The sequence below is a fragment of the Pseudomonas sp. UBA6310 genome, from assembly GCF_002438225.1.
GTDB classification, from domain to species: domain Bacteria; phylum Pseudomonadota; class Gammaproteobacteria; order Pseudomonadales; family Pseudomonadaceae; genus Pseudomonas_O; species Pseudomonas_O kuykendallii.
This window is the reverse complement of the sequence record NZ_DJTK01000043.1, coordinates 25,644-38,452: the sequence shown is the minus strand read 5'-3', so window position 1 is coordinate 38,452 and position 12,809 is coordinate 25,644. Positions and strand designations below refer to the sequence as shown.

The window sequence follows — 12,809 nt, the reverse complement described above, 5'->3', positions numbered from 1 at the left end:
ATAGGGCGACAACCCGCGATCAGTCCGGCAACGCGGATTCATCGGCGCTAAGCGATGTGCCGATCGGGTCCGGTTCCTGATCATTCCAGAGCAATGACGGCCGCTTAGGGTGGGCTTCAGCCCACCGTTTGTCCTGCCCGCCGCACGGCTGGCATTTCAGCCGTGCTTACCGCAGGCGCAGCCTTCCAGGCCGCTGCCGATGCTACCCGCCGGCAGCTCCAGCAAGCTGTCCACCTGCCCGGCTTCGAAACCCACCAGAAGGCGTTCACCGCGTTGCAGCGCGTAGGGTGGGCTTCAGCCCACCCTACGCGGCCCACCGCACAGCTGGCATTTCAGCCGTGCTTGCCGCAGGCGCAGCCTTCCAGGCCGCTGCCGATGCTACCCGCCGGCAGCTCCAGCAGGCTGTCCACCTGCCCGGCTTCGAAACCCACCAGGAAGCGTTCGCCGCGTTGCAGCAGCGGCCTGCGGGTCAGCAGTGGTTCGGCGAGCAGCAGTTCCAGGGCCTCTTCCGCGCCGAGTTCCTGCGGACGGATCTCGCCGGAAGCGACCCTCGGGGCGGTCGGGTTGAACCATTCGGCCACCGGCAGCGGCTCGAGGAACTGCAGCAGACGTTCGGCCGTCCAGGCCTCGGCGCGCAGGTCGTGGACCTCGACCGGTACGTGCAGCGCGGCGAGTTGGTCCAGCTGACGCTGATTGCCTTTGCAGCCGGGCTTTCCATAGAAGTGCAGGGTGGTCATCGGATGTCCTGGGGGATCGGGGAAGGAAGCTCGCCGGCCGACAGCAGGATGCCGGTCAGCGAGCCGGGAGGATTCAGCGCATCGCCCAGCTCGTCGAGGATCGCGCCCTCGATCGGACAGATGCTCGCGCACTGGGCTTCGTCGTGGTCGCCGACGCATTCGGTGCACTTGTCCGCATCGATGAGAAAGTGTGGCTGGGCCTGGTAGATCGCATCGTTCGGACAGACCGGAACGCAGGCCCAGCAGTTGACGCAGCTATCGATTATTTCCAGGGCCATCGGGGTTCTCCTCGGTGAACGGCGGCCCCTGTTCCGGGGCCTTCTTGGATCGGTGGCGGGTCAGGCGCTCTGCCGCTGCTGGGCGACGTCATCGGTCAGCTTGCCGGCCTCGAGCAGCTCCTGGTAAAGCGCCAGCACGGCTTCCTCGATGGGTTCCAGGGCGTGTTCGCCGTTGGGCTGGATGCCGGCGTTCTCCAGCGCGCTCCAGGGCTCGTAGCCGACCTTGGCGCAAAGCACCGCGCGGCAGCCTTCCAGTGCGTCGATGATCTTCGCCAGCGCGCTTTCACCTTCGCCGCAGCTGCTGTCGCCCTCGCAGTAGGGCGTTTCCACCCGGCGGTGGCCGATGAAACGCACGCCAGCGGGGGACGCTTCGTAGATCAGGAACTCGCGGGCGTGGCCGAAGTGTTCGTTGACCAGGCCGCCGCCCTTGGTGGCCACCGCCATCAGCGCGGTCGGCCCGGACGCTTGCAGGATGGGCACCGGCGCGGGTCCGTGCTGGCGGCGTTGGGCGAGCTCCTCGGCGATATCGGCGTGAACCCGGGCGCGGGTTTCCATCGCCGCGGCGTAGTCGATTTCCATGGCGTCGATCTTGTCCAGGGTGAACTCCGCGCCACGGTCCTCGCCGAGCAGGCCGACCGCATCGGCACGGCACTGGCGGCAGTGGCGCATCATGTTCATGTCGCCGGCGCAGGCATCCTGCAGCGCCTGCAGTTCGGCATGAGTCGGTTCGCGCTGTCCGGTGAGGCCGTAGAAGGTGCCGTGCTCGGCTTCGGCGATCAGCGGCATCACGTTGTGCAGGAAGGCGCCCTTCTCCTTGACGATGCGCGAGACCTCCTTGAGGTGCTCGTCGTTGACGCCGGGGATCAGCACCGAATTGACCTTCACCAGGATGCCACGCTCCACCAGCATCTCCAGCCCGCGCTGCTGCTGCTCGATGAGGATGCGCGCGGCCTCGATGCCGCGGATGCGGCGGTTCTGCCAGAAGATCCACGGATAGATCTTCGCGCCCACCTCGGGGTCGACGCAGTTGATGGTGATGGTGACGTGGTCGATGTTGTGCTTGCTCAGCTCCTCGACGCTCTCCGGCAGGCTCAGGCCGTTGGTCGAGACGCAGAGTTTGATGTCCGGGGTTTGCTCGCTGAGCATGCGGAAGGTGTCGAAGGTGCGCTGCGGGTTGGCCAGCGGGTCACCCGGCCCGGCGATGCCGAGCACGCTCATCTGTGGGATCGCCGCGGCGACCGCCTTGACCTTCTTCACCGCCTGTTCCGGGCTGAGCACCTCCGACACCACGCCGGGGCGCGATTCGTTGGCGCAGTCGTACTTGCGGTTGCAGTAGTGGCACTGGATGTTGCAGGCCGGCGCCACCGCGACGTGCATGCGCGCGAAGTAGTGGTGGGCGTCCTCCGAGTAGCACGGGTGGTTGAACACCTTGTCGCGTATCGCCTCCGGCAGATGACCGAGCTGGTCATCGCTGGAACCGCACGAGTTGGCCGCGCAGCCGCCCGAAGGAGACGCCGGTGGGTCGTTGAACAGAACGGGCAGGTCCATGGACGCTTCCTCCGGGTGAGATGAAGCTCGGAGTGCAAGCGCTGTGCCGTTGCCTCTGTCGAAGGACAACCCTTTGTTTTCAAACGAATATCGAAAATCGCGCCGGCGCTTTCGGCGATCTGTGTGAACAACGCCCCACGTGCGATGGGAGGAATGTGAGGTTTGCGACAGGCCTGCGCCTTCGCGGCGTCGGGCCTGTCGCCGGGCCCGCGGGCGAAGGCCGCCCGGGCGCCGGCTGGCGGGCCCGCTGCGACGGTTGGTCGCGAAGGCCGGCGACGGCAAGCTCCTTGCTGGGGATGCCGGGTGGTCGCCTCGCGCGACACCGCCGAACCGGAGCCTGCCGATGAACGATCACCAGTCCCAACGCCTGCTCGATGCCCTCTCCGAACCCTCGCGCGCCGCGCTGCTGGAAGGCTTCCGCGTGCGCCGCCTGGTGCAGGGCGAGATCCTTGGCGGCCCGCAGGAGATCCGCGACAGCGTGTTCATCCTGCGCAGCGGGCGGATTCGCGTGTTCCTCACGTTCGAGGACAAGGAGCAGACGCTGACCTTCCTCGAGCCCGGCGATATCTACAGCACCCACAGCCGCGCCTACCTGCAGGCGATCAGCGAGTGCGACGTGCTGGTGACGGAGACGCGGACCATGCTCGGCAAGCTGGCGGAGCTGCCCGAGGCCGCGCCGGTGGTGATCCGTGTGCTGGCGCAGTCGCTGGGCAACGCCATGCAGATCATCGAGGACCTGGCCTTTCGCGATGTCGAGGGGCGCCTGGCGCGCTTTCTCGACGGCATGCTGCTGCGCAAGGGCGAACTGGTCGACGCGCGCAGCTGGCGCCTGCCGCTGGCGCTGAACACCGAGGACATCGCCCAGTTGCTCGGCACCACCCGGCAGACGTTGTCGTCGCTGATCGCCCGGCTGACCCGTGAGGGCATCCTCGAGCGGGACGGCGGCGGCACCTTCCTGATCCACCGCGCCGACCTGCTGCGCGAACGCAGCGGCTGGCGCTACAGCAGCTGGCGCGCGCAGGAAAAGAACGCGCTGTCGGCTGGCTGACAGACCGCGCCGCGTCGGCTTCCTAGGATGGCCTTCCAGCGACCGCTCTCCCGCGACGGAGGGCCCCATTTCCGGAGGCAGCATGAACACCAGCGGCACCACGACCACCTACCGCAGCATCGCCGGTGAGGGCGACCTGCCCTACATCGATTGCGACCACTGCATCCGCCTGATCTACGCGCGCATCCAGCACCACATCGCCGAAGACGACGGCAACTGCGTGCTGTGCCGCTATTTCCGCGAAAAGCTCGGCGACCGCGACGGCTCCGAGGACGACGCCCGGCTGCTGCTGCACGCGCAGGTGAACATCATCCACGAGCTGTTCGAGCGGCGTCAGGACGACGAGGCGCAGACCCTGCTGTACCGGGTCGAGGACGATTGCTGCTGAGAAGCGCGAGCCTGCTGGCGGTCCGCGCGCGGCGATCGCCAGCAGGCGCTGCGGCGCCCTTCAGGTGGCTTACAGCTGCTTCACGCGGATGTTCAGTGTCTGGATGCGGTAGGCGATCTGCCGTGGCGTCATGCCCAGGAGACGCGCGGCCTTGGCCTGCACCCAGCCGGCCTGTTCGAGGGCTGCGATCACCTTCTCACGTTCGTCGAGGCTGTCGTCGTCCAGCGCCACGGGCTCGCTGCGGCCGACGTTGATCTGCTCGTTGATCCCGGTGAGCAGCACCTGGTCGCGGTCGATCAGGCCGTCGCTGGACATCACCGCGGCGCGCTCCAGGCTGTTCTCCAGCTCGCGCACGTTGCCCGGCCAGTCGTGGTGCATCAGCACCCGCCGGGCGGCGTCGGTGAGTTCCAGCTCGCGGCCCTGCAGGCGGGAGATCTTCTGGATGAGGAACTGGGCGATGTCGGGGATATCCTCCATGCGCTCGCGCAGCGGCGGCATGACGATCGGCATCACGTTCAGCCGGTAGTACAAATCCTCGCGGAACTTGCCCTTGGCCACGTCGCTTTCCAGGTCGCGGTGGGTCGCGGCGATCACCCGCACGTCGACCTTCAGCGTGCGGGTGCCGCCGACGCGTTCCAGTTCGCCTTCCTGCAACACGCGCAGCAGCTTGGCCTGGAACGCCGCGGACACTTCGCCGATCTCGTCGAGGAACAGGGTGCCGCCGTTGGCCTGCTCGAAGCGGCCCTGGCGCTGGGTCATGGCGCCGGTGAAGGCGCCCTTCTCATGGCCGAACAGCTCGGACTCCAGCAGGTTCTCCGGCAGCGCCGCGCAGTTCAGCTTGATCATCGGCCCGCGTGCGCGCGGCGAGTTGTAGTGGATGGCGTTGGCGATCAGCTCCTTGCCGGTGCCGGTCTCGCCGCGGATCAGCACCGTGGTGTTCCATTTGGAGACCTGGCGCACCTGGTCGAACACGTGCCGCATGGCGAAGGAGTGGCCGATGATGTTGTCGAAGCCGTACTGCGCGCGCACCGTTCGGCGCAGCTGGTCGCGCTCGTCCTTGAGCGCCTGCTTCTCGGTTTCCACTTCCCAGGCCAGGCGCACGCTCTGGCCGATCAGGTTGGCGACCATCTCGAGGAAGCGCCCGCGCTCCTCGAGCAACTGCAGGTGCACGGTGTTCGGTTGCGCGGCGAACACGCCGATGATCTCCCGGCTGCTGCGGATCGGCATGCCGATGAAGGCGCGTTGCGGATCGTAGATGCCCAGCCGCGAAAGAAAGCGCGGGTCGTCGCCCAGGCGCGGCAAGACCAGTCCGGCGCCCTCGACGAAGACGCTGCCGACGATGCCCTCGCCGGTCTGGTAACGCACGCCGCCGACGGTCAGCTCGGGCATGCCCTGCACGGCATACACCAGCAGGCCGTCCTCGCCGGGCGGGGCGAGGCAGACCATGCCGCGCTCCAGGCCGCCGCGTTCGTGCAGCACCTGCAGCACCGAGCTGAGGGTTTCCTTCAGGTTGAGCGAATGAGAGAGCACGCGGCTGACCAGAAACAGGGTTTCCAGCTCGCCGGCGAGGATCGCCTGGAGGGTGCCTTGGTCGAGACGTTCGTTGAACTCAGACATAGGGGATCTGCACCCTTACCTGGCAGCCCTGGCCGGTCGCGGAGTCGATCTCGATCAGGCCCTCGTGGCGCATCACAACGTCCTGGGCCATGGTCAGGCCCATGCCGATGTGCGGCTGGCCGCGCGTCTTGGTGGTGAAGAACGGCTCGAACACGCGGCTCTGCAGCTCGGCGGCGATGCCCGCGCCGCTGTCTTCGATCAGAACTTCGACATGGTCCTCGCGGGCCAGGGTCGTCACGCTGATCTCGCGGGAGCCCTGGCGCCTGGCGTCGATGCCCTCGATGGCGTTGTCCAGCAACTGCTTGAAGAGCATGGTCAGCGAGGTCGGCAGGCCGTTGACGTTGGGCAGCAGCGACTCCGGACGCCACTCCACGACGATGCCCAGGCCGAGCAGACGCGGGGTGAGGATCCACAGCACGTTCTGCAGGATGGCGTTGAGGTTGACCGGTTGCAGCGGCTCCTGGGCCAGCGCCGGAATGCTCGCGTTCAGGTTGTCCAGGGTCATGCCGCCGACGCGCAGCACGTCATCGAACATCTTCTTCAGCGCCTGCTGGTCGAGCTGCGGCTGGCGTTCCAGCAGCTTGGCTGCGGCGGCGATCATGTTCAGCGGCCCGCCGAGCTGGTAGATCGCCCCGGACAGCGTCTCACGCACGCTGCGCACGCGTTCCTGCTCGGTGAGCAGGGCCCGTAGGCCGCTGGCGCGGATGTGGTCCTGCTGGCGCTTGAGCTCGCTGATGTCCTGCACGACCAGCAGCATGTAGCGGTAGCCGCGGTTCTCGTAGAAGGCTTCGGCGCTGGTGTCCTGCTCGTCGATGAGCGAGCCGGCGCAGCTGAACCACAGCGGTTCGCGGTCCTGCCGGTCGATGCGCACTTCCAGCGGGGCGAAGCCGCTGGCCAGCGCGTTGACCCGGTCGAACGCCGGCACCTCGCGCTCGAGCGCGGAAAGCAGCAGTTGCGCCGGGTCCGGCGCGAGGTCGCCGATCAGCTTCTTGTAGGTCTGGTTGCTGAGCAGCACGCGCTCGCGCGAGTCGAGCAGCACCATCGCCACCTGCGCAGCGTCCACCACCGACTCGATCAGGGTCTTCTGGTTGCGCACCTGGCGTTCGAGGCGGTGCATCTCGGTGACGTCGCGGTGCATGCCCAGGTAATGGGTGATGTTCTGCTCCTCGTCGAGCACCGGGGTGATGGTCAGGTCGGCGAGGTAGCGCGAGCCGTCCTTGCGCCGGTTCACCAGCAGGCCGTTCCACGGCTTCTGCCGCAGCAGCTGCGCCCACATGCTCTCGTAGACGATCGGCGGGGTGACCCGGTAGGAGAGGATCGACTCGTTGCGGCCAATCACCTCCGGCAGGGTGTAGCCGGTGACGCGCTGGAATGCCGGATTCGCATAGACGATGTGGGCGTGGGCGTCGGTGATGGAGATCGCCAGCGCCGACTGCTCGACCGCCTGGCGGAACACCTGGGGCGGAAGCTGATCGTAATCGCCCGGTTCGCTCGGGACGGAGGACGGGTCGGAGTTCAGAGAGGTCGATCTGGACATGCGGGCGCGCTCGCTCACGGAGAGGACCCTAGATAAGGAGCAATAACCGTTCCATTGATAGGGATATGCGCCAGTCCCCAATGCCGCAGCGGCGTGGCGCGCGGCCGGGTCTACATACAGACGCCCGGGGCTGTGTGCCATACCCGACAAAGCCCCGCCCTTCGGGCCAAGCCTGACAGCTCCGCGATGCCCTCCGATTGGGCGCAGGCCGCGGATGACGGGGGCTTGCCGCACTTTTTTCGACTGGCACGGCGCTTGCGCTGGGACAGCCAAGGAGGTGCCCCCATGTCTGACTATCTGCTACTGCTGCTCTCGACCGCCCTGGTCAACAACGTGATCCTGGTGAAGTTTCTCGGCCTCTGCCCGTTCATGGGGGTGTCGAGCAAGATCGACAGCGCCCTCGGCATGGGCATGGCGACCACCTTCGTGCTCACCCTCGCCGCCGCCTGCTGCTGGCTGGTCGAGAACCTCATGCTGGCGCCGCTGGGGCTGCAGTTCCTGCGCATTCTCGCGTTCATCCTGATCATCGCCACGCTCGTGCAGTTCACCGAGATGCTGGTGCGCAAGGTCAGCCCCGGCCTGTACCAGGTGCTCGGCATCTACCTGCCGCTGATCACCACCAACTGCGCGGTGCTCGGTATTCCGCTGGTCAGCGCATCGAGCAAGGCCGGCTTCGCCGTCTCGCTGCTCGACGGCTTCGGCTCTTCGCTCGGCTTCACCCTGGTGATGGTGCTGTTCGCCGGCCTGCGCGAGCGTCTGGCGCTGGCCGACACCCCCGCGCTGTTCCGCGGCTCGCCGATCGCCTTCGTCTGCGCCGGCCTGCTGGCCGTGGCGTTCATGGGCTTCGCCGGCCTCGGCGGACTTTAAGGAGCACTCCCATGCTGATGACCGTAATGCCGCTGACCGCCCTCGGCCTGGCCCTGGGCTTCCTGCTCGGCGGTGCCGACCGCCTGCTGCGCGTGCCGCGCGATGAGCTCGAGGAAGAGCTGCTGAAGATGCTTCCCGGCAGCCAGTGCGGCCAGTGCGGCTACATCGGCTGTGCCGGCGCCGCACAGGCGTTGGCCAAGGGCGAGGCTCCGCTGACCCTGTGTCCGCCCGGTGGTCGCGCGGTGGCCCAGGCGCTGGCCGAGCGCCTCGGCGTAGAGATGAACCTCGCCGACATGCCCGATGACGTGCCGCGCGTGGCACAGGTGCTCGAGCACTTGTGCATCGGCTGCACCCGCTGCTTCAAGGTCTGCCCCACCGATGCGGTGATGGGCGCCGCCAAGCAATTGCACCAGGTGTTCGGCGACGCCTGCACCGCCTGCGGCAAATGCCAGGCGATCTGCCCCACCGAGGCGATACAGCTGACCCCGGTGCCCCCGAGCCTGCTGACCTGGGGCTGGGAACGGCCCTTGGCGACCCGAGAGGTATGAGGATGAAATGGAATCGTTGGCGCGGCGGGGTCCATCCGGCCGGTCGCAAGGAAGAGTCCAGCGCGCAGCCGATCCGTCGACTTCCGCTGCCCGAACTGTTGTTCATCCCGCTGCAGCAGCACGTCGGCGAGATGGCCATGCCGGTGGTTGGCGTCGGCCAGCGCGTGCTCAAGGGTCAACTGCTGGCCGCCGGCCAGGGCAACATCTCCGCGCCGCTGCATGCGCCGACGTCCGGGCTGGTGCGCGCGCTCGGCGAATACCCGGCGCCGCATCCGTCCGGGTTGCCGCTGCCGACGCTGGTGCTGGAAGTCGACGGCGACGACCGCTGGGTCGACCTGGAGGTCGCCGCCGATCCCTTCGCCCTGGCGCCGGAAGACGTCTGCCGGCGGGTGGGCGAGGCCGGTATCGTCGGCCTCGGCGGAGCGACCTTTCCTTCCGCGGTGAAGCTGGAGCTGAGCCTGCGCCGCGGCATCGACACGCTGGTGATCAACGGCGGCGAGTGCGAGCCCTACCTGACCAGCGATGACCTGCTGATGCGCGAGCGCGCCGCCGAGGTGATCACCGGCGCGCGGCTGATCCGTCATGCCGTGCAGGCGCGCCAGGTGCTGCTGGGTGTCGAGGACAACAAGCCCGAAGCCCTCGCCGCGCTGCGCCTGGCCGCGCTCGGTACTGAAGTCGAGGTGCAGTCGGTGCCCAGCCGCTACCCGATGGGTTCGGACAAGCAACTGGTGAAATGGCTGACCGGCCGCGAAATCCCCGCCGGCGGCCGCGCCGCCGACGCCGGCGTGCTGGTGCACAACGTCGCCACCGCCTACAGCGTCGCGCGCGCCCTGGGCCACGGGCAACCGCTGGTGTCACGCATCGTCACCCTGGCCGGTGGCGCGATGGCCCACCCGGGAAACTGGGAAGTGCCCTTCGGCACCCTCATCAGCCGCCTGGTCGAAGGCGCCGGTGGCTATCTGCAAACCCCGGCACGCCTGGTCATGGGCGGGCCGATGATGGGCATGCAACTGCCGCGTGCCGACGTGCCGGTGGTCAAGGGCTGCAGCGGGGTGCTGGCACTTTCCGCGGCGGAAGTCGCCGAGCGCGCGCCGGAGCCCTGCGTGCGCTGCGCCAACTGCGTGCGCGGCTGCCCGCAGGGGCTGATGCCGCTGGAGATGGCCGCCTACATCCGCAACGGCGACCTCAAGGGTGCGCAGGCCCTCGGCCTGAAGGACTGCATCGGCTGCGGCGCCTGCTCGTACATCTGCCCGTCGAACATCCCCCTGACCCACTACTTCAACTACGCGCGCAACGAGCTGGCCACGATGGCCCGCCAGCAACGCAAGCTGGACGCCACGCGCCGGCTCGCCGAGCAGCGCGAGGCCCGCTTCGCCCGCGAACAGGCGCGGCTGGCGGCGCGTCGCGCGGCGGCCATGGCGCAGACGGAGAAAAGCCAATGAGCGAGACCAGCGTGGTCCACGGGCCACACGCCCACGCCGGGCCCAGCCTGCGGCGAATGATGCTCGAGGTGATCCTCGCGCTGCTCCCCGCGACCCTCTACGGCTTCAGCCAGTACGGCTGGCCGGCAGTGTTCCTGTTCCTCACCTGCATCCTCTGCGGGCTGATCATCGAGGCGCTCTGCCTGCGCCTGCAGAAACGCCCTTTGCGCGCCCTCGGCGATGGTTCGGCGCTGCTCAGTTGCTGGCTGCTGGCGCTTTCGTTGCCGCCGTGGGCGCCCTGGTGGGTGGCGCTGGTCGGCGCGCTGCTGGCGATCGGGCTGGTCAAGCAGCTGTTCGGCGGGCTGGGGCAGAACCTGTTCAACCCGGCGATGGCGGCACGCGTGATCCTGCTGATCGCCTTCCCGGTGGAAATGACCCGCTGGGTGCAGCCGCTCGCGCTGGGCAGCCTGCCGGCGCCGGGTTTCCTCGAGTCCCTGCAGATCACCTTCGGTGGGGCGCAGACCGACGCCTACGCTTCGGCCACCCTGCTCGGCCACGTGAAGACCGAGCTGAGCCGCGGTAGCGCATTGAGCGCGGCGCTGGCGGACATCTACCGGCCGCTGCAGGCGCTGCTCGGCGAGCGCGCCGGCAGCATGGGCGAGGGTTCCGCACTGCTGCTGGCGCTCGGCGGCTGCTTCCTGCTGGCGCGCCGGGTGATCACCTGGCAGGCGCCCGTGGGGCTGACCCTCGGCCTCGCCCTGCCGGCGCTGGTGATGTACCTGATCGATCCGCTGCGCTACGCCAGCCCGCTCTATCACCTGCTCTCCGGCGGCTTCATGCTGACCCTCTGGTTCATCGTCACCGACCCGGTGACCTGCCCGGCGTCCGCCGCCGGGCGGCTGCTCTTCGGCCTGCTCTGCGGCGTGCTGATCTACCTGATCCGCACCTACGGCAGCTATCCCGAGGCGGTGGCCTTCGCCCTGTTGCTGATGAACGCGGCGACTCCGCTGATCGACCGTTACCTGCGTCCGCGCATCTATGGCCGCAACCGCCAGGGTGCCGCCCTGCAACCATTCAACCGGAGGGCGCCATGAACTGGCAGCGTCTGCACGGCTACCTCAGCTACCAGAGCCTGATGCTCGGCGCCGTGGTCCTGGTCACCTGCGCCGCCCTTGGCTGGGCGGCGCAGCGCACGCACGACCCGATCCTCGCCGCCGAGGCCCAGGACCTGCGCAACAATCTGTCCCGCGTGCTGCCGCACGGCAGTTACGACAACGACCTGCTGCAGACCCGCGCGCGGGTCGACGGCCCGGAAGGCCCGCTCGACGTCTACCGCGCCACGCTGCAGGGCAAGCCGGTGGCGGCGATCTTCGCCGTGCACGGGCGCGGCTATGCCGGTGACATCGAGGTGCTGCTGGCCATTTCGCCGGAAGGCGCGCTGCTCGGCGCACGGGTGCTCAAGCACAAGGAAACCCCGGGGCTGGGCGACAAGATCGATGTCGAGAAGAACCCCTGGATCACCCGCTTCCAGGGTCTCTCGCTGGGCAATCCGCCCCTGGAGCGCTGGGCCGTGAAGAAGGACGGTGGCGACTTCGACCAGTTCGCCGGCGCCACCATCACCCCGCGCGCGGTGGTCAAGGAAATCCGTGAGGGCCTGGAGTTCTTTGCCAGCCATCGCCAGCAACTGTTCGGCGAAACCCTCGCCGCCGGAGAATCGCAATGAGCAACTACCTGCGCATCGCCCAGGACGGACTGTGGAGCAACAACATCGTGTTCGCCCAGGTGCTCGGCATGTGTCCGACCATGGCGGTCACCGGCTCGGCGACCAACGGCCTGGGCATGGGCCTGTGCACGACGCTGGTGCTGGTCTGCGCCAACCTGCTGGTGTCGATGATTCGCCAGGCGGTGACCGAGGCCATCCGCATTCCGGTGTTCATCGTCATCATCGCCACCCTGGTGACACTGCTGGACATGATGATGAACGCCTGGGCCCACGCGCTGTACCAGGTGCTCGGCCTGTACATCGCGCTGATCGTCGCCAACTGCGCGGTGCTTGGCCGTTCGGAAGCCTTCGCCTCGAAGAACGGCGTGTTCGCCTCGACCCTCGACGGTCTGTTCATGGGCCTGGGCTTCACCTTCGCGCTGACCCTGATCGGCGCGATCCGCGAACTGATCGGCAACGGCACGCTGTTCGCCGACGCGCACCTGCTGCTCGGCTCGTCGTTCGCCTTCCTCGAGACCCGGGTGATCCCCGACTACAAGGGCTTCCTGCTGATGATCCTGCCGCCGGGCGCGTTCTTCGCGCTGGGCTTCCTGCTCGCGCTCAAGCGCTGGATCGATCAGCGCCAGCAGGCACGCCAGGGCGTCCAGGCCGCACCCGCCGCCGCGCTCGGCGGTGGCTGCCACTGACTTTCAGGGAGCAAGAACATGCAGATCGTCGTTGCTTATGCCGAGGCCAATAATCAGGCCTGGCTGGAACTGGACGTGCCGGAGGACTGCTGCGTGCGCGACGCCATCGAGCGTTCGGGGGTGCTCAAGCGCTTCCCGGCGCTGGACCTGGCGAAGAGCAAGGTCGGCATCTACGGCAAGCTGGTGAAGCTGGAAGCCCCGCTGCAGCCGGGCGACCGCGTGGAGATCTACCGTGCCATCCTGGTCGACCCCAAACTGGTGCCGCGGCGCAAGATGGACGATGACGACGACGATGACGATTGAGGCCGGCGGGACGGGTGTAGCCGTCCCCTGAACCGCGTTCGCCACCGCATGCCTTAGCAGCCGGCGTTTCCGCCGGCTTCGGCGCGCAGCAGGGGTCAGCCGCGTGGC

The 12,809-nt window shown here is 68.0% G+C and carries 14 protein-coding genes; 9 read left to right on the top strand and 5 right to left on the bottom strand.

Features of this window, described 5'->3' with window-relative positions; all coding sequences use genetic code 11:
- Positions 1 to 332 precede the first annotated feature (332 nt).
- The 3 genes from B3E91_RS09865 to nifB are packed head-to-tail and all read right to left on the bottom strand — an operon-like array spanning position 333 to position 2,563.
- Positions 333 to 737: an ArsC/Spx/MgsR family protein gene (locus B3E91_RS09865; protein WP_287029272.1), complete on the bottom strand. Its 405-nt coding sequence runs from the start codon at positions 735 to 737 to the stop codon at positions 333 to 335.
- Positions 734 to 1,015 carry a 4Fe-4S binding protein gene (locus tag B3E91_RS09860; RefSeq protein WP_273233640.1) on the bottom strand — a complete coding sequence of 94 codons (282 nt, stop codon included), beginning with the start codon at positions 1,013 to 1,015 and terminating at the stop codon, positions 734 to 736. The genes B3E91_RS09865 and B3E91_RS09860 overlap by 4 nt, the downstream gene beginning before the upstream one ends.
- A gap of 60 nt (positions 1,016 to 1,075) precedes the next feature.
- The gene (gene nifB / locus B3E91_RS09855) at positions 1,076 to 2,563 is read right to left on the bottom strand and encodes a nitrogenase cofactor biosynthesis protein NifB (RefSeq protein ID WP_287029269.1); all 1,488 of its coding nucleotides are present in this window, start codon (positions 2,561 to 2,563) and stop codon (positions 1,076 to 1,078) included.
- Between the two features lie 343 nt (positions 2,564 to 2,906).
- Between nifB and B3E91_RS09850 the strand changes: the two genes are divergently transcribed.
- On the top strand, positions 2,907 to 3,611 hold the full coding sequence (locus B3E91_RS09850; RefSeq protein ID WP_287029267.1) for a Crp/Fnr family transcriptional regulator: 705 nt from the start codon (positions 2,907 to 2,909) through the stop codon (positions 3,609 to 3,611).
- Between the two features lie 82 nt (positions 3,612 to 3,693).
- Positions 3,694 to 3,999 (top strand): N(2)-fixation sustaining protein CowN, encoded by a 306-nt coding sequence (gene cowN / locus B3E91_RS09845; RefSeq protein WP_090231392.1) that lies wholly within the window; start codon positions 3,694 to 3,696, stop codon positions 3,997 to 3,999.
- 69 nt (positions 4,000 to 4,068) lie between these two features.
- On the opposite strand, the gene nifA is transcribed toward cowN, so the two are convergent.
- Positions 4,069 to 5,616, bottom strand: a complete 1,548-nt coding sequence (nifA, locus tag B3E91_RS09840; RefSeq protein WP_090231391.1) for a nif-specific transcriptional activator NifA — start codon at positions 5,614 to 5,616, stop codon at positions 4,069 to 4,071.
- Positions 5,609 to 7,153 (bottom strand): nitrogen fixation negative regulator NifL, encoded by a 1,545-nt coding sequence (gene nifL / locus B3E91_RS09835; RefSeq protein WP_287029265.1) that lies wholly within the window; start codon positions 7,151 to 7,153, stop codon positions 5,609 to 5,611. Before nifL ends, nifA begins: the two co-directional genes overlap by 8 nt.
- Before the next feature lie 285 nt (positions 7,154 to 7,438).
- On the opposite strand from nifL, the gene rsxA reads away from it, so the two are divergent.
- Genes rsxA through B3E91_RS09800 form a run of 7 tightly spaced genes read left to right on the top strand, consistent with a single transcriptional unit; the run spans position 7,439 to position 12,701 of the window.
- A complete protein-coding gene (gene rsxA, locus B3E91_RS09830) occupies positions 7,439 to 8,020 on the top strand; it encodes an electron transport complex subunit RsxA (RefSeq protein ID WP_273233644.1) in 582 nt (193 codons plus the stop codon).
- A gap of 11 nt (positions 8,021 to 8,031) precedes the next feature.
- The gene (locus B3E91_RS09825; RefSeq protein WP_287029263.1) at positions 8,032 to 8,568 is read left to right on the top strand and encodes an RnfABCDGE type electron transport complex subunit B; all 537 of its coding nucleotides are present in this window, start codon (positions 8,032 to 8,034) and stop codon (positions 8,566 to 8,568) included.
- A gap of 2 nt (positions 8,569 to 8,570) precedes the next feature.
- Entirely contained in the window at positions 8,571 to 10,010 is a 1,440-nt protein-coding gene (gene rsxC, locus B3E91_RS09820) for an electron transport complex subunit RsxC (protein WP_287029262.1), read from the top strand.
- Positions 10,007 to 11,083, top strand: a complete 1,077-nt coding sequence (locus tag B3E91_RS09815; RefSeq protein ID WP_287029261.1) for an RnfABCDGE type electron transport complex subunit D — start codon at positions 10,007 to 10,009, stop codon at positions 11,081 to 11,083. Before rsxC ends, B3E91_RS09815 begins: the two co-directional genes overlap by 4 nt.
- The gene (gene rsxG / locus B3E91_RS09810) at positions 11,080 to 11,712 is read left to right on the top strand and encodes an electron transport complex subunit RsxG (protein WP_287029260.1); all 633 of its coding nucleotides are present in this window, start codon (positions 11,080 to 11,082) and stop codon (positions 11,710 to 11,712) included. Before B3E91_RS09815 ends, rsxG begins: the two co-directional genes overlap by 4 nt.
- Positions 11,703 to 12,398, top strand: a complete 696-nt coding sequence (locus tag B3E91_RS09805) for an electron transport complex subunit E (protein ID WP_414708234.1) — start codon at positions 11,703 to 11,705, stop codon at positions 12,396 to 12,398. The genes rsxG and B3E91_RS09805 overlap by 10 nt, the downstream gene beginning before the upstream one ends.
- A gap of 18 nt (positions 12,399 to 12,416) precedes the next feature.
- Positions 12,417 to 12,701, top strand: coding sequence for an RnfH family protein (locus tag B3E91_RS09800; protein ID WP_090231383.1), 285 nt, complete (start codon positions 12,417 to 12,419; stop codon positions 12,699 to 12,701).
- The last annotated feature ends 108 nt before the right edge of the window (positions 12,702 to 12,809 follow it).